Origin of the sequence: Rhodococcus sp. NPDC058505 (assembly GCF_042720095.1) — a bacterium.
GTDB lineage: Bacteria > Actinomycetota > Actinomycetes > Mycobacteriales > Mycobacteriaceae > Rhodococcus_G.
In genome coordinates this window covers 18,333-34,395 of record NZ_JBHXNB010000011.1, presented here as the reverse complement: position 1 = coordinate 34,395, position 16,063 = coordinate 18,333, and the positions used below count along the sequence as shown (strand labels likewise).

The window sequence follows — 16,063 nt, the reverse complement described above, 5'->3', positions numbered from 1 at the left end:
GAGGGTCACTTCTCGGGGCCCTGACGACCCGCGTTCGCGTCCAGCACCGCGCGGACGCGTTCGGTGTCCGCCTGCGTCCAGCCGTCCGGGGCGGCGACCGCGACCCATCCGTCGAGCACCGTGGTTCCGTAATTGTGGCCGTGCCCGTCCGGGACCCCGGCCGCATTCGCCAGGTCCGCGGCGACCTGCCAGAACGTGACAAACGGGAACCAGCGCATGCTCGGCAGCCGGTCGTAGCCGGGCGGCTCGGACAGCCAGTCCGGGCGGTTGAAGATCAGCTCCGGGCTCCACCACACCACCGGATCGGACGGGTGCTGGAGGTAGAGCACCCGCGGGTACAGCCAGGGCCCCGGCTCCGCGCCGATCGCGGCGGCGTCCTCGGCGAACCGGACCACCAGCCCGTCCGAGTACACCGGCTGAACCTCGGGGCTGCCCGGGTCGCGGCGCGCGACGAGGGTGCGCCACAGCGGGTTCGTGTTCGGCGGCCCCACCCACAGCACCCCGTCGACCATCTCCCGGATGTCGGCGAGCCCGTCGAACGCCGCCTCGCCCGCCTGGGTTCCCAGCGATTCGCCGTACACGAACAGCTTCGGCCGGGTCGCGGCGGGCTCCTGCAGCCAGCGGTCGTGCACCCGGTGGACCAGCGCCCGGCCCGCCTCGGCGGCCTTCTCCCGGTCGGCGAGGAACGAGATCCAGCTCGGCAGGTACGAGTACTGGCTCGCGACCAGTGCGGTGTCCCCGTTGTACATCAGCTCGACGGCGTCGGCGGCGGTCGGGTTGACCCAACCGGTGCCGGTGGTCGGGATGACGACCAGCGCCTCCCGCTGGAACGCGCCGGTGCGTTCGAGTTCCCGGATCACGACGTCGAGTCGGGCATTGGTGTCGTCGGCGGTGCCGAGACCGGCGTACACCCGGATCGGCTCCTGCGCTGGGGCGCCGTTGTACGCGGCGAGCTGGTCCGCGTGCAGCCCGCGGTAGACGAACTCGCGTCCCTCGTATCCCAGGGTGTCCCACGGCGCGTACGACTCGACGCTCCCGGACCGTTCCGGCCGGATCGGCCGCACCACGCCCTCCCTGGTCTCGTCGTTCTGCAGGCTGAACGCCGAGTTCACGAACGAATACGCAGCGTTGACGAGCACATCGGTGACGAGGGTGTAGCCGAGGAACGCGACGAGGGCGAACCCGATCGGCGCGGCGGCGGACCGGGGCACCCGCAGCCAGGTGTTCAGGTAGCGGGCGATCAGCCGCACCAGGTCCCGCAGCACCCGCCACAGCGAGATCAGCAGCGCGGCGACGAGCACGCTCAGGCCGAGGGTCCGCAGATAGCCGGTGGTCGTGGTGCCCTCGGCGCCCATCAGCGCGGCCAGCTCCCGCTGCCAGCTCGCCGAGTACACCAGCATCACCAGCGCGGCGATCACCGACAGCACCGGCACGGCCACCTTGATCGGCGTGGTCGCCCGCGTCGGGGGCGGCCACCACGACAGTTTCGACAGCCAGTACCGGTGCGCACCCCAGCCGAGGACGCACCCGACGGCGTAGCCGATCGCCGCGGTGATGCCGCCGATCAGGCCCTGGTACAGCCAGTCCCGCGGCAGCAGCGACGGGGTCAGCGACCAGCAGAAGAACAGGGCACCGAACGCGATGCCGGTGAAGTCGAGGCTGAGCAGGCCCCACGCCCACGCGACGAACGGATGCTTGTCGGCGAGCCGCTCCGGCGCCCACGGCGCCGTCCACTCCCGGACCCGGTTGACCCACCGATCGAGGGCGCGGACCTCGCCCGAACGCACCGGAACCCGGGACGGTTCGGCGGCTGCCTGGTCCGTCCCGGGTTCCCGGGTCGCTTCCGTGTCGGTCACATGGCTATCCAAACAGCGCAGGCAGCGTTCCTTCGGAGGTCGCGCGCAGCGTGTCGAGGGTGACGGAGAAGTGCCCCTGGACCTCGACGGAGTCGGAGCCCTCGTCGACGACGCCGATCCGCACCCACGGCAGGTCACGGGCCGAGCACATGCCGGTGAAGCGGGTCTCCTCGGTGCGCGGCACCGCGACCAGCACCCGGCCTGCGGACTCGGAGAACAGCGTGACGAACGGGTCGGCGTCCTCGGGCAGCAGGATCCGGCAGCCCGTCTCCCCCGCCAGCGCGGCCTCGACGACGGCCTGCGCGAGACCGCCCTCGGACAGGTCGTGGGCGGCGGAGATCAGCCCGTCGCGGGACCCGGCGAGCAGGATGTCGGCGAGCAGGCGTTCGCGTTCGAGGTCGACCTTCGGCGGGACACCGCCGAGGTGGTCGTGCTCGACCTGCGCCCAGATGGAGCCGTCGAACTCGTCGTTGGTGTCGCCGAGCAGGATCAGCGTCTCCCCCGGCTCCAGGCCGAGACCGGTGGGGACGCGGCGGTGCACGTCGTCGATGACGCCGAGCACGGCGACGACAGGGGTCGGCAGGATCGCGGTGGCGCCGGTCTGGTTGTAGAAGCTGACGTTGCCGCCGGTGACCGGGATGCCGAGCTGCGCGCAGCCGTCCGCGAGCCCGCGCACCGCCTGCTGGAACTGCCACATGACGCCCGGATCCTCGGGGGACCCGAAGTTGAGGCAGTTGGAGACGGCCTTCGGGGTGGCTCCGGTGACGGCGACGTTGCGGTACGCCTCGGCCAGCGCGAGCTGCGCACCCGTGTACGGGTCGAGGGCGGTGTAGCGGCCGGACGCGTCCGTCGCGAGGGCGATGCCGCGGCCGGTCTTCTCGTCGACCCGGATCACGCCGCCGTCGGCGTTCTCGGCGAGGACCGTGTTGCCGCGGACGTAGCGGTCGTACTGCTCGGTGATCCACTTGCGGCTGGCCAGCTGCGGGGAACCGACCATCTTCAGCAGTGTCGCCTCGAGCTCGGCGTCCGTCTCCGGACGCTTGAGCCCGGCGGTGGTGTTCGCGACCAGCGCGTCCTGGCTGTCCGGGCGCTGCACCGGACGCTCGTAGACGGGGCCCTCGTGGGCGATGGTGCGGGCGGGGGCGTCGACGACGGTCTCGCCGTGCCAGTCGATGACGAGGTGCTCGCCGTCGGTGACCTCGCCGATGACGGTGGCTAGCACGTCCCACTTCTTGCAGACGGCCATGAAGGCGTCGACGTTCTCCGGGGTCACCACGGCGCACATGCGCTCCTGGGACTCGCTGGAGAGCACCTCGGCTGCGGTCATCCCGGTGGCGCGGGTGGGCACCCGCTCGAGGCTGATGTGCATGCCGCCGTCGCCTGCCGCGGCGAGCTCGGACGTGGCGCAGGACAGCCCGGCGCCGCCGAGGTCCTGGATGCCGACGACCAGCTTCTCCCGGTACAGGTCGAGACAGCACTCGATGAGGACCTTCTCGGTGAACGGGTCGCCGACCTGGACGGCGGGCAGCTTCTTCGGGCGCCCGCCCGCGCTCTCGTCGAAGGTCTCCGACGCGAGGACGGACACGCCGCCGATGCCGTCGAGGCCGGTGCGGGCACCGAACAGGATGATCTTGTTGCCGACGCCGGACGCGAACGCCAGGTGCAGGTCCTCGACCCGCATCGCGCCGGCGCACAGCGCGTTGACGAGCGGGTTGCCCTGGTAGGACGCATCGAACACGGTCTCGCCGCCGACGTTCGGGAGGCCGAGGGAGTTGCCGTAGCCGCCGACGCCGCGGACGACACCGTCGACGACGCGGCGGGTGTCGGGGTGGTCGACCGCACCGAAGCGCAGCTGATCCATGACCGCGATCGGGCGGGCACCCATCGCCATGATGTCCCGGACGATGCCGCCGACGCCGGTCGCGGCGCCCTGGTACGGCTCGATGTACGAAGGATGGTTGTGCGACTCCACCTTGAAGGTGACCGCCCAGCCGTCGCCGATGTCGACGACGCCCGCGTTCTCCCCGATGCCCGCGAGCATCGACGCCCGCATCTCGTCGGTGGTGGTCTCCCCAAAGTACTTCAGGTGCACCTTGGAGGACTTGTAGGAGCAGTGCTCGGACCACATCACCGAGTACATCGCCAGTTCGGCGTCGGTGGGACGGCGGCCGAGGATCTCCCGGATCCGGGCGTATTCGTCGTCCTTGAGTCCCAGTTCCCGGTAGGGCTGGGCGACGTCGGGGGTCGCTGCGGCGTGGGTGACGGTATCGACCTGCGGTGACACGGGGAGTCGGGTCCCTTCCCTGGAGGAATCGAATGGGCAGTCCGGCGAGGCGCTGCCAGCGCAAAGTCTAGCCCGCTGCCCCGACACCTTCCGCACTGGTCACCGCACGTGGGCACGGTCACGTCAGCGCGGGGTCACCGTCGAGCCGAACGGACCGGCCCGGCAGGACCTTCGGGTCGCTGCCGGGCCGGCGCCGGTCGCTTAGCCGTCGATCGTCTGCCCCTCGGCGGGGACGTCGACACCGAGGAGCTCCGCGTCGCCGGTCGTCGCCGGGTCCGGCCGGTCGACCTGGTCCGTCGACGCCATCCGCAGCCCGCTCAGATCGGTGCGCATGTAGATGACGTTGTAGCGATCCCAGGTGGTGATGACGTACTCGAGATGCTGCCCCCGCGTCCACGGGTGCATGAACCCGCCGTACAGGCCGGGCAGCAGGACCGAGCTGACGATGGTCTGCTTGCCGGACCACGGACCCTCGAGCCGGTCCGCCTGCCGGATGACCAGCCCGGTGACGTCCGTGGACATCGCGACGTACTTGTTCAGGTAGTCGTTCCACTGCACGGACAGCTCGCTGACCGGCGCCGGGATGACCGGCACCGCCCGCGTCATCTCGGCGACCCACGCGCTGCCATCCCAGTACCGGTACGCGGTCAGGTCCAGAATCTGGTTGCTCGGCACCCGCGCCAGTCGGGCACCGCCGCTGCGGCCGGACTGGGTGCCGTACTCGTAGACGAAGCCGTCCTTGCCGTCCACGAACGCGCTCTGCTGGAAGTTCGCATTGCCGGGGTCCACCGCGGGGATGCCGGGGATGCCGAGACCGTCGACATTGGCCCGCACCGACGCGACGTCCGATGTCCAGGTCTCCCCGTCGTTGCCGGAGACGGCGATCGCGGAATAGTTGACCGTCCACTCACCGGGGGTGTCCCAGCTGCGGACCGACATGTACCGCACGTACTGCTTGCCGCCGATCGCGATGCCCGCGGTCGGGATGGTGGTGTACTCGCCGGGGATGCCGAAGCCGGGGATGATCTCCTTCGAGTGGTTGGGCCGGTCCAGCGGCGAACTGTCGATTCGCATCCCGTCGGCGAGCGTGGTGTCCGAGCTGCGGAACAGCACGTTGCTGCGCCAGTCGTCGTCGTCGACACCGCACTCGCCGACGGTGTCGCCGAACGCCATGAGCACGCGGTGATCGGCGCCGGCGCCCCCGTTGTCCCACATGATCCCGAGATCGGTTCCGGAGACGCTGAACCGGTTGATGGTGTCGTTCGGGCTGCCGGGCCCGGTGACCATCTCGATCGCCTTCGTTGCGCCGGTCAGCCGGGGCACCGCGCCGTCGGGCGACCCGGTGATCCACGGGAGCGCCCTGCCGATCGAACCGGCGGAGCCGCCGGAATTCTGGCCGCACGGCCCACCGGGCGGGGTGATCGACGACCCCGAGGACCCCGAGGATCCGAGGGACTGTGCCGACGACGGCGCCGCTGCGGTGGCGGCGATCAGCACCGCGACCCCGGTGGCGACCGCCGCGGCCCGGCCGCGGCCGAGGACGGACGACTTCGACTGACTGGGACTGTGCACGAGCGTGTGTCCTCCCGATCGACGGACGTGACCCGCGGACCCACCCGGCCCCGCCGCACCCACCCAACCACGACATCGGAGTGGCTGCTGGGACTGATGGGGCAATTGTTATCTGGAGTGGGTCCCGGTACGCACCTCGTCACCGGGTCGGCGGGCGGACGCCATCCGATGTTCGATCGACAGTCACGGTGCGGGCGCCGGTGGTCACTCCTGCGGCGTGAGGAACGCGGCGAGCGCGTCCGCGTACGACGCGACGTCCGCAGCGCCCATCAGCTCCCGCGCCGAATGCATCGCGAGTTGCGGCGCCCCGACGTCGACGGTGGACAGCCCGGTCCGGGATGCGGTGATCGGCCCGATCGTCGATCCGCACGGCAGGTCCGCGCGATGCACGTACCGCTGCAGCGGAACCGCGGCACGATCGCACGCCAACGCGAACGCGCCAGCGCCCGCGGCGTCGGTGGCGTAGCGGAGATTCTGATTCACCTTGAGCACCGGTCCCCCGTTCACCAGGATCCGATGGGCGGGCTCGTGCCGGTCCGGGTAGTTGGGGTGGGTGGCGTGCGCCATGTCCCCCGACGCGCACACCGACCCCGCCATCGCACGCAGGAAGTCCTCGCGGCCGCCGCCGCGACCGAGCACGATTCGCTCGAGCACCGAGTTCAGCAGGTCCGAGAAGGCGCCCCGGTCGGACATCGACCCGACCTCCTCGTGGTCGAACAGCGCGAGGACGGGGATCGCCTCGCCAGGGGCCTCGGCCGCGGCGAGCAGCGCCCGGCTGCCCGCGTAGCAGGTGCCCTGGTTGTCCAGCCGCGGCGCGGACACCAGCTCGTCGTGCAGTCCGACGACCACGCTCGGCGCCAGGTCGTGGGTCATCAGTTCCCAGCCGAGCACCGCGTCCGCGTCGACCCCGGCCTCCCCGGCGAGGAAGGCGAGGAAGCTGCGCGGCGACGACCCGACCCCCCAGATCGCGTTCAGGTGCCGCTGCGGATCGAGGCTGACGCCCTTGCGCTCCTCGGACAGGTGAATCGCCAGCTGCGGCACCCTCAGGATCGGTCGATCCACCCGAATCAGGTGTTCCCGCAGTCCGTTTCCCTCCCGAACGCTGAGTCGACCGGAAATGCCGAGGTCGCGGTCCAGCCACGAGTTCAGCCACGCACCGCCATACGGTTCGAGACCGACCATCTGCCAGCCAGCTGAGTCGAGGTCGGGGTGCTGCTTGACCCGCAGATTCGGGCTGTCGGTGTGCCCCCCGACGATCCGGAACGGCGCCGCCCCGGACCCGGCCTCCTCGGTGCTCCACGCGACCAGCGACCCGCCGCGCACCAGGAAGTACCGGCCCGGCGCTGCGGGCCAGCCATCGGTTTCGCGCAGTTCGACGAAGCCGGCCGCGGCCAGCTCGGCCGCCACGGTCGCGCACACGTGAAACGGGGACGGCGAGGCATCGACGAAGGAACAGAGCCCGGAAGCGGTGGCATCGGTCATCGTGGACATGACCGTGATCCTAGAACCGTCCGGGCGCCTGCCCCGATACGCGGAAACCGATCCCGTCCGGCCGGTCCGGGCTCGACTAGGGTTGACGGACCGGATCAGCTACCCCGCCCGCCCCAATCACGGGAGTACCGAATGCCTGAAACATCTTCCGCCGCAGCCACTCCCGAACCTCAGACGGTGTCCTACCCGCTGACACCTGCGGCGGTCTTTCTGGTCGTCACGATCAACGACGACGGCGAGGATGTCGCCCGTCGGGTGCTCGCCGAGGCCGCCGGGCTGCGCCGGTCGGTGGGACTGCGGGTGCCCGGCGCTGGCCTGGAACTGATCGCCAGCATCGGCTCGGCCGCGTGGGACCGGCTGTTCACCGGCCCGCGTCCGGCCGACCTGCATCCGTTCCCGGCGCTGCGCGGCGGCAAGCACCAGGCACCGGCGACACCGGGCGACCTGCTGTTCCACATTCGGGCGATGACGATCGACGCGTGCTTCGAACTGGCGCACCAGATCACCAAGCGACTCGGCGACGCCGTCACCGTCGTCGACGAGGTGCACGGCTTCCAGTACTTCGAGAACCGGGACCTGATCGGGTTCGTGGACGGAACCGAGAACCCGAGCGGGACGAAGGCGGTCGCGGCGGTGACGGTCGGCGACGAGGACCCGCTCTTCGCCGGCGGTTCCTACGTGCACGTGCAGCGGTACGTGCACGACCTGGTCTCCTGGGAGGCGTTGCCGGTGCCCGAGCAGGAAAACGTGATCGGCCGAACGAAACTCGAGGACATCGAGATGGGTGACGATGTCAAGCCTGCGAACTCGCACGTGGCGTTGACCGCGATCAAGGACGGGCAGGGCAGCGCGCTGGAGATCCTGCGCGCGAACATGCCGTACGGCCGGGTCGGCGGCGAGATGGGCACCTACTTCATCGGCTACTGCAAGGATCCGGCGGTCACCGAGCGCATGCTGGAGAACATGTTCCTCGGCGATCCGCGCGGCAATTACGATCGGCTGCTGGACTTTTCGGTCGCGGTGACGGGCTCGGCGTTCTTCACTCCGAGCGCCGACTTCTTCGAGGCGCTGCCCGCCGCCCCGGCGTAGCCGCCGTACCGCGGCGAGCCTGCCCCAGTCCCACTCAGTGACACGGATCACGAATCCGGAGGCGAAGACCCGTACCTTCGCATCCCCGTTGTCATTGAGAAGGGACACACTCCCGTGCGATTCACCCGCCCGCTGATCGTCACCGTTGCCGCCGCCGCGGTGCTACTCACCGCCGCGTCCGGCGCCTCGGCCTTCGAGGGATCCAGTGCGGCACCGCCGTCCGGCGACACCACCCCCGCCCCGCTTCGAATCCTGCTGACCAACGACGACGGCTGGGATGCGCCGGGGATCACCGCGACCTATCGGGCCCTGACCGCGGCCGGTCACGACGTGACGATGGTCGCGCCCGCGCAGAACCAGAGCGGAAAGTCGGCGGCGATCGACTTCCAGGGCAAGCTGACGGTCGCCCACCCGAGTGGCGATCCGAAGGTGTACTCGGTCACCTCGACACCGGCCGGGTCCGCGATGTTCGGGATCAACGAGGTGTTCAAGGACGCCAAGCCCGATCTCGTCGTGTCGGGGACAAACGTCGGGTCCAACGTCGGCTTCGACACCAACTATTCGGGGACCGTCGGCGCCGCCGTCGTCGCGAGCGGCGGCTTCGGCATCCCCGCGATCGCGATCAGCACCGATACCAGCCGCGACCCGGAGCTCGTCCCCGCATACGACCAGACCGCGGCGCTGCTGGTGCGGATCCTCGACGGCGGGATCCCGCGCACCTCCCCCGGCACCGTCCTCAACATCAACTACCCGCTGCTCAAGGACGGCGCCACCACGCCCAAGGGCATGAAGTACACGCCGATGTCGTCCGCGTCCGCGGCGGACATCCGGTACTCCCGGATCGACGACACCACCTACGAGATCAAGCCCGGCCGGGCCGCGACCCCGCCCGCGGCGGGAACGGACTTCGCCGAACTGGACGCCGGGTTCGTCACCTTCACCCTCCTCGACGCCGACCGCACCGCGGACCGCGCCGATGCGGCAACGATCACCCGCCTGGTCAGGTCCCTGAGCTGACGCGCCTGCGGTGGGTCCGCGTCCCATCCCGGATGCCGGCCCACCGCCCGAGTGTCGCCGACCCGATGAGATCGCGGCGGCGGGTAGGTTGCGATCATGTCGGCCGGCACGCTGCTGTTGTACGCCATCGGGCTCAATCTGTATGCCCTGCTGCTGATCTACCTGCGGTCGTGGATCTACCGGGCTCCGGTGTACCGACCGATGGTGAAGAATTTCGTCCTGTCGGCGCTACCACTGCTGATCCTCGTCGTGGTGCTCACGGTCTTCGTTGCCGCCAGCGGACTGGGTGCGCGTCCGGTGGCGATCGTGGTGGCCGTGGTCGGATTCGTGACATGGCTGCTGATGCTGCCCAATTCGGGATACTTGATCACCGAACTCAACCTCAACCACCGCCGCGACCACGAATCGGTTCCGCTCTGGTACGACATCATCGCGGTCCTGACTTTCGCGATGTCCGGGGTGGTGAACACCGTGCTCGGTGTGCTCGCTGCGCAACTCGTCTTCACCCTCGCGATATACGGCGACTCCAACACAGCACTGCGGTCGGCGCCGGTGCAGTCGGTGCCGGTGGTTCTCGTCGCGCTGGTGTCGGTGGGCATCTATCTGGGCCGTTACCTGCGCCTGAACAGCTGGGACGTCCGGTCACCGCGCCGCATGTACGGCAAGGTGCGGGACCATTTCGACTCCCGAAGCGCGTGGGCCAATTTCCTGCTGTTCTGCCTCACCCACACGGTGTTCCTGCTGCTGATCTACGGGCTGATCGCCGGACCGCTGCTGGACGCGGTCGCGAACTCGCCGGACCTCGTCGTCGAGGACTAGTGCCCCGGCAGCACGCAGGCGGTGTCCAGGCCGAGCACGTGGTTGAGCCTGCCAAACGCCAGCCACGCGCCGATGCTCATCGACAGTTCGACGATCTCGGCGTCGGTGTACCGCGCCTTCATCCGCGCCCAGAACTCCTCGTCGAGGCCGTGATGGTCGAGGGCGTAGCGTTCGGCGTACTCGGCGGCGAGCCGGGTGCGATCGTCGAAAGTCTCGGTGGTGCGCCAGCTCTCGACGGCCTCGTCGAACCCGTCCTCGACCTTGACGCCGTCGCGTTCGGTGCGCCAGTCCTGGCAGAAGATGCACCCGTTGATCTGCGCGATCCGCAGCCGGGCCGCCTCGAAGGCTCGCAGGTCGATCGTCGAATGCTCGTACACGGACAGCGAGAACTGGGAGGCGGGGATCCCGATGCCGGGCACCATCTCGCCCCACACGTAGCCGATCGGGTCCTTGTCCTCGGGGAGGTCAATGATCATGCCGGGGTCCTTTCCGGTGCCGGGGTCCCGTGCGTTGCCCGGGTCCCGCGAGTTGCCGATGTGCCGTGCGCTGCCAGCCTGCCGACCGCGGGGCGCAGCGGCACGTCGAGTGCGTCGTAGAGTCCCGGCTCGTGGTCGACGAGCCAGTCGATGGCCCCGACCAGCCGCCCGACCGCGGTCGCGTTGCCGCCCGCCGACCGGTTGCCGCCCTCGTCGGTGGCCTCGACGGCGACCTCGATCCGGGGCCTGCCCTCGATGATCACCCGGTGCGCGCCGTCCCCATCCGGCGGCGTCGGCCAGTCGGGGGCGCAGGAGGGATGGATGCGGGTGACGTGTTCGATGACGATGACGGGGTCGCCGTCGACGATGCCCTGCACCTCGAACCGCAGGGCGCCCTGGGTGCCCGCCTCGAAGTCGCCCATGGCCGGGGTGGTGACGGTGGCGTCGAGGGCCCGCCGGTCCAGGGTTTCGCGGATCTCGTCGAGCTCGACGCCCAGCGCCCGCGCGATCATCCGAACCTGGCCGCCCCACACCATGGTGGGAACGGACGGCGCGACCATCGGCGGCAGGTAGTCCATCGGCTGCCCCATCCCGACCAGGTAGCGCACCGAATCGGGCTGGTCGTAGGTGGTGTAGTCGAAGATCTCCTGGCAGCGGATCGCGTCGATCCGGGTCGCGAGGCCGCTGAGCAGGATCGGCAGCACGTCGTTGCCCCATCCGGGGTCGATGCCGGAGGCGAAGAACGAGCCGCCCCCCTCGTCGATGGCGGCGCGGATCGGGTCCCGCAGCTCCGGCGGGGCGCTGCGGTGGTCGTAGAGCGGATACAGGGCGGGGCTGACGACCACCGCGCCCGCCCGGATCGCCCGGCAGATGTCGGCGAGCGCCTCGGCCGGACGAACGTCCCCGGAGGCGGCGTACACGACGGCGGCTGGCCCGGCGGCGAGGACCGCGTCGATGTCGTCGGTCGCCGCGACCCCGAGGTCGCGCCCGGCATCGCCGAGGTCGCCCGCATCGCGACCCACCTTGTCGGGGTTGTGGACGAGGACGGCGGTGAGATCGAGCGCGGGGTGCGCGTCCACGGCACGGATCGCCGCCCTGCCGACGTTACCGGTGCCCCACACGACGGTGGTGATCATGCCGGGAACGGTACCCACCTGAAACAGGTTCCCGCAGAGGTTCAACCAGATCACCGGCCGTGACGCGCTCGCCGCCGAACTCGCGGCGCTGCGCGCGGTGATCGCCGCGGCCGAGGGTCAGAGGTAACCCTCGATCACCTCGACCGCGGCCCGCACCCCTCCCGCGGCCCGGAGCTCGTCGGCGAGCGCGTCACTGCGGTTGCGGATCGCGGGGCCGTCCACGGTCCGGAGCGCGTCCCGCAACTCCGCCACGGTCGCCGTCGCGCTGTCGACGCGCACCGCCACCCCGGCCGTGGCGAGCGCGTCCGCGTTCTCGAACTGGTCGACGGCCTGCGGCGCCGCGATCATCGGTGTCCCGGTGACCATTCCCTCGCTCGACCCGCCCATCCCCGCGTGGGTGAGAAACGCATCCGCCTCACGGAGGATGTCGAATTGCGGCACCCAGCGGTGCACCTCCACGTTGGCGGGAACCACACCCAGATCGGCGACGTCGACCTGGGTGCCGATCTGCAGGACGACGTGCCATCCGACGAGATCGCCGAACGCCGCGACGCAGCGGCGGTAGAAGTCGGCCTGATCGGTGAACGCGGTACCCAGCGAGATCAGCAGCAGCTTCGACCCGCCCGCCGGACGCGTCCAGGTGCCCTCGGACGCACGATCCAGCGGAAGGGCAGGCCCGGTGAAGGTGTACACGTCCTCGTCCACTCGGTCCGCGTTGGGCTGCATCGACTTCGCGATCAGCACCACCGCGCGCGGCGGCCGCCCGAAGAAGGCGTCGGGGTCGGCCGTGACACCGTTGTCCTGCAGGAACTTTCGTTGCCGTTCCCGGTACGCGATTCCCTTCGGTTCCTCACGGATCGGGGCGAGAACCGGGGCCATGTCCTCCTCGTAGCCCTCCCACGCGACGTAGGTCGGGGACAGCTGCACGATCGGAATCCCCCACTCCTCGGCCAGGATCCGCGCCGGACCGCCCGCGATGTCGTACAGGAACAGGTCCGGCCGGTCGGAGTCGTACAGCGCCCGCAGCTGCGGGAGCATCGACTCATAGTCCTCCTGAAACAACGTCAACTGGTCGATCATGTCGCCGTCCCAGGACTTCTCCGACGCGGTCCCCGAGCCGCCGGTGTTCACGCCGGGCAGCGTCGAGGTGTAGGGGCGCAACTCGGCGCCGGTGGCTTCGATCACCGCCGCCATCGACGGGTCGTTCGCATAGCTGACCCGGTGTCCACGCGCGACGAGCACCCGGACGATCTCGAGGCTCGGGTTGACGTGGCCGGGTGCGGGAATGCTGATCACGGCGATATGCGCGGTAGACATCGGTTCCTTCCGGTGCGGGTGACCCGGCCATAGGAACACGGGAGGCCCCGGAAACTCCAGTGAGTTTCCGGGGCCTCCCGTCAGCGTCCGATCAGGCGGAGACGACGCTCTCCAGCGCCGAGTAGAACATGCCGAGCCCGTCGTCGCTCGGGCCGGTGAGCGGCTCCGTCGCGTGCTCGGGGTGCGGCATCAGACCGACGACCCGACCGTTCGCGGACGCGACGCCCGCGATGCCCCGCTGCGAACCGTTCGGGTTGTCGCCCGAGTAGCGGAACACCACGCGACCCTCCCCCTCGAGCTCGTCGAGCACCCGCTCAGACGCCTGGTAGCGGCCCTCACCCGACTTGAGCGGGATCAGGATCTCGGCGCCGGACTCGTAGCGGCTGGTCCACGCGGTGGAGGTGGCCTCCACCTTGAGCCACTGGTCGCGGCAGATGAAGTGCAGACCCTGGTTGCGGGTCAGCGCGCCGGGCAGCAGGCCCGCCTCGCAGAGCACCTGGAAGCCGTTGCAGATACCGAGGACCGGCATCCCGCCCTTCGCGGCATCGACGACCTTGCCCATCACCGGGGCGAAACGCGCGATCGCGCCGCAGCGCAGGTAGTCGCCGTACGAGAAGCCGCCGGGGACGATGACCGCGTCGACGCCCTTGAGGTCGGCGTCGCCGTGCCACAGGCTGACGGCCTCGCCGCCGGCGAGGGTCACGGCGCGGGCGGCGTCGACGTCGTCGAGGGTGCCGGGGAAGGTGATGACTCCGACGCGGGCGCTCATGCCTCGACGTCGATTCGCCGCACGACCCAGTCCTCGATCACGGTGTTGGCCAGCAGACCTTCGGCGATCTTCTCCAGCTCGGCGTCCTCGACGCTGCCGTCGATCTCCAACTCGAACCGCTTCCCCTGGCGGACATCGGACACGCCGGCGAAGCCGAGCCGGGACAGCGCCCCGACGATGGCCTGCCCCTGCGGGTCGAGGATCTCGGCCTTGGGCATGACTTCGACAACGACACGGGCCACGTGCTGCTCCTCGCTTGGTGCTGCGGTTGTGCCCGGGAGAATCACGCCGGGCAACTGGCAGTTTACCGGTCCGCCCCGCTGGCTCGCGCACACGGTCGCGGGTGCCCCGCCGCGGTGTGAACCAGCGCATACTCGGGGGCATGCGGCTCACCCACTTCGGCCACTCCTGCCTGCTCGTCGAGCACCTCGGCGCGACGATCCTGTTCGATCCCGGCACCTTCTCGCACGGCTTCGAGGGGATCACCGGCCTGGACGCGATCGCGATCACCCACCAGCATCCCGATCACGCCGACACGGCCCGGCTGCCCGCGCTGGTCGAGGCCAATCCGGGCGCCGCCCTGTTCGCGGACCCGCAGACCGCCGCGCAGTTCGGCGACCGGTGGACCCCGGTGCGCCCGGGTGACGCGTTCGACGTCGGCCGGGTGCACCTGCGGGGAACCGGCGGCAGGCACGCGGTGATCCACCCGGACCTGGCGGTGATCGATAACACCGCGTTCCTGCTCGGCGACGACGACAACCCGGCCCGGCTGCTACACCCCGGCGACTCGCTGTACATCCCGCACGAGCGGGTCGACGTGCTCGCGCTCCCCGCCGCCGCGCCGTGGCTGAAGATCGCCGAGGCGATCGACTACCTGCGCGCCGTCGCGCCGCGGGTCGCGGTGCCGATCCACCAGGCGATCCTCGCGAACGAGGCGACCGGGATCTTCTACGGCCGCTACACCGACATGGCCCCGGACGGCACCGAGTTCCGGGTGCTGCCCGGGGAATCGGGGACCGAGCTGTCCTGAGCGGGATTCACACCCACTGCACGAGTTGCCAGATCAGGCCGTTGGGGTCCGCGAACTGGCAGTAGCGCTCACCCCACGGCTCGGTCTCGGGTTCGGTGACGACGACGGCGCCCGCGGCGGCGATGCGGGCGAACTCGGCGTCGATGTCGTCGACGACGAACACGATCAGCAGGCCCTGCCCCGCCGGTCCGGCGATAGACGCCGGCGTGAAGGTGCCGAGTCCGGTGCGCAGGAAGATCACATTGACGCCCGCGTCCGGGTGGGCGAGGGAGATGAAGCCGTCGTCGGCCATGGCCTCGGTGAAACCGAAATGGGTGGCGGCGAACTCCGCGGACGCGGCGGGGTCCGCGACGTTCAGGGACAGGGCGGTACCGGTGATCTTCATTCGACCTCCATCGAGACGGGAAACCTTATGCAATGTATAAAGTACGTGTCGCGGCGAAGTATTCCCACCCGTGGAGGTGTCCGATGGCGCGCGATCTGATCGACCTGCTGTGGCGCGAGCACCCCGCCGCCCCGACCGGCGGCAGCCGCGGCCCACGCTCGAAGGTCACGACCTCGCAGGCCGTCGACGCCGCGATCACCCTCGCCGACGCCGAGGGAATCGACGCCGTGACGGTGCGCCGCCTCGCCGCCGACCTGGGCATCTCGTCGATGGCCCTCTATACCCACGTCGGGTCCCGCGACGACCTGCTCGTGCTCATGGTCGACACCGTCCGGGCAGGCTGGACGCCCGCGCCGTACCCGGCGGGCACCGGCCGCGACCGGATCCGCCAGCTCGCCGACCAGGAACTCGCGCTCCACACCCGGCACCCGTGGCTGCTCGACGTCACCGACGAACGCGCCTCCTTCGGCCCGGGCACGATCGCGAAGTACGACCACGACCTGCACGCCTTCGACGGCATGGGCCTCGGCGACGTCGCCCGCGACGCCGCCCTCACCTTCGTCACCGACTTCGTCCGGTCCGCCGCCCGATCCCGGCGGCCCGACCCGCACGCCGCGGACATGAGAGAGGTGTGGGTGCGGTGGCACACGACGCTGGGCACCTACCTCGGCGACGCGCATCCGCTCGCCCGGCGGGTCGGCGCCGCAGCGGGCGAGGCCATGAACAGCTCCTACAGCGCCGAGTCCGCCTGGAAGTTCGGGCTTGAGCGGGTCCTCGACGCGCTGACCGGACCGACCCGCGAGTGACGCGCAGGGCCGGCCC

The 16,063-nt window shown here is 70.3% G+C and carries 15 protein-coding genes; 5 read left to right on the top strand and 10 right to left on the bottom strand.

What is annotated here, in order from left to right; genetic code table 11:
• Positions 1-5: 5 nt before the first annotated feature.
• The 4 genes from ACFWPA_RS10780 to ACFWPA_RS10765 all read right to left on the bottom strand — a co-directional run bounded on the left by ACFWPA_RS10780 (position 6) and on the right by ACFWPA_RS10765 (position 7,203).
• Complete coding sequence (locus tag ACFWPA_RS10780; RefSeq protein WP_378570196.1) at positions 6-1,787, bottom strand: alpha/beta hydrolase; 1,782 nt, start codon at positions 1,785-1,787, stop codon at positions 6-8.
• 73 nt (positions 1,788-1,860) lie between these two features.
• Positions 1,861-4,140, bottom strand: coding sequence for a phosphoribosylformylglycinamidine synthase subunit PurL (gene purL / locus ACFWPA_RS10775; protein ID WP_378570132.1), 2,280 nt, complete (start codon positions 4,138-4,140; stop codon positions 1,861-1,863).
• Between the two features lie 201 nt (positions 4,141-4,341).
• Entirely contained in the window at positions 4,342-5,712 is a 1,371-nt protein-coding gene (locus tag ACFWPA_RS10770) for a DUF4185 domain-containing protein (protein WP_378570131.1), read from the bottom strand.
• Positions 5,713-5,916: 204 nt separating this feature from the next.
• Positions 5,917-7,203 (bottom strand): M18 family aminopeptidase, encoded by a 1,287-nt coding sequence (locus ACFWPA_RS10765; RefSeq protein WP_378570130.1) that lies wholly within the window; start codon positions 7,201-7,203, stop codon positions 5,917-5,919.
• A gap of 132 nt (positions 7,204-7,335) precedes the next feature.
• Between ACFWPA_RS10765 and ACFWPA_RS10760 the strand changes: the two genes are divergently transcribed.
• The 3 genes from ACFWPA_RS10760 (at position 7,336) to ACFWPA_RS10750 (ending at position 10,128) form a co-directional block, all read left to right on the top strand.
• Positions 7,336-8,292 carry a Dyp-type peroxidase gene (locus ACFWPA_RS10760; RefSeq protein ID WP_378570129.1) on the top strand — a complete coding sequence of 319 codons (957 nt, stop codon included), beginning with the start codon at positions 7,336-7,338 and terminating at the stop codon, positions 8,290-8,292.
• A gap of 114 nt (positions 8,293-8,406) precedes the next feature.
• Positions 8,407-9,309, top strand: coding sequence for a 5'/3'-nucleotidase SurE (gene surE, locus ACFWPA_RS10755; protein ID WP_378570128.1), 903 nt, complete (start codon positions 8,407-8,409; stop codon positions 9,307-9,309).
• 96 nt (positions 9,310-9,405) lie between these two features.
• Positions 9,406-10,128: a DUF1361 domain-containing protein gene (locus ACFWPA_RS10750; RefSeq protein WP_378570127.1), complete on the top strand. Its 723-nt coding sequence runs from the start codon at positions 9,406-9,408 to the stop codon at positions 10,126-10,128.
• Here ACFWPA_RS10750 and ACFWPA_RS10745 read toward each other — a convergent pair.
• From ACFWPA_RS10745 to purS, 5 genes are all read right to left on the bottom strand, one after another.
• A complete protein-coding gene (locus ACFWPA_RS10745) occupies positions 10,125-10,604 on the bottom strand; it encodes a carboxymuconolactone decarboxylase family protein (RefSeq protein ID WP_378570126.1) in 480 nt (159 codons plus the stop codon). The two genes, ACFWPA_RS10750 and ACFWPA_RS10745, sit on opposite strands and share 4 nt — an antisense overlap.
• The gene (locus ACFWPA_RS10740; protein ID WP_378570125.1) at positions 10,601-11,740 is read right to left on the bottom strand and encodes a dihydrodipicolinate reductase; all 1,140 of its coding nucleotides are present in this window, start codon (positions 11,738-11,740) and stop codon (positions 10,601-10,603) included. Before ACFWPA_RS10740 ends, ACFWPA_RS10745 begins: the two co-directional genes overlap by 4 nt.
• 117 nt (positions 11,741-11,857) lie before the next feature.
• A complete protein-coding gene (locus tag ACFWPA_RS10735) occupies positions 11,858-13,057 on the bottom strand; it encodes a macrolide family glycosyltransferase (protein WP_378570124.1) in 1,200 nt (399 codons plus the stop codon).
• 91 nt (positions 13,058-13,148) lie between these two features.
• A complete protein-coding gene (gene purQ / locus ACFWPA_RS10730) occupies positions 13,149-13,826 on the bottom strand; it encodes a phosphoribosylformylglycinamidine synthase subunit PurQ (protein WP_378570123.1) in 678 nt (225 codons plus the stop codon).
• Positions 13,823-14,068: a phosphoribosylformylglycinamidine synthase subunit PurS gene (purS, locus tag ACFWPA_RS10725; protein WP_378507299.1), complete on the bottom strand. Its 246-nt coding sequence runs from the start codon at positions 14,066-14,068 to the stop codon at positions 13,823-13,825. Before purS ends, purQ begins: the two co-directional genes overlap by 4 nt.
• A 140-nt stretch (positions 14,069-14,208) precedes the next feature.
• On the opposite strand from purS, the gene ACFWPA_RS10720 reads away from it, so the two are divergent.
• Positions 14,209-14,856 carry an MBL fold metallo-hydrolase gene (locus tag ACFWPA_RS10720; protein ID WP_378507300.1) on the top strand — a complete coding sequence of 216 codons (648 nt, stop codon included), beginning with the start codon at positions 14,209-14,211 and terminating at the stop codon, positions 14,854-14,856.
• 7 nt (positions 14,857-14,863) lie between these two features.
• Here ACFWPA_RS10720 and ACFWPA_RS10715 read toward each other — a convergent pair whose 3' ends face one another.
• Complete coding sequence (locus tag ACFWPA_RS10715) at positions 14,864-15,241, bottom strand: VOC family protein (RefSeq protein WP_378570122.1); 378 nt, start codon at positions 15,239-15,241, stop codon at positions 14,864-14,866.
• Positions 15,242-15,324: 83 nt separating this feature from the next.
• Between ACFWPA_RS10715 and ACFWPA_RS10710 the strand changes: the two genes are divergently transcribed.
• On the top strand, positions 15,325-16,047 hold the full coding sequence (locus ACFWPA_RS10710; RefSeq protein WP_378570121.1) for a TetR/AcrR family transcriptional regulator: 723 nt from the start codon (positions 15,325-15,327) through the stop codon (positions 16,045-16,047).
• The last annotated feature ends 16 nt before the right edge of the window (positions 16,048-16,063 follow it).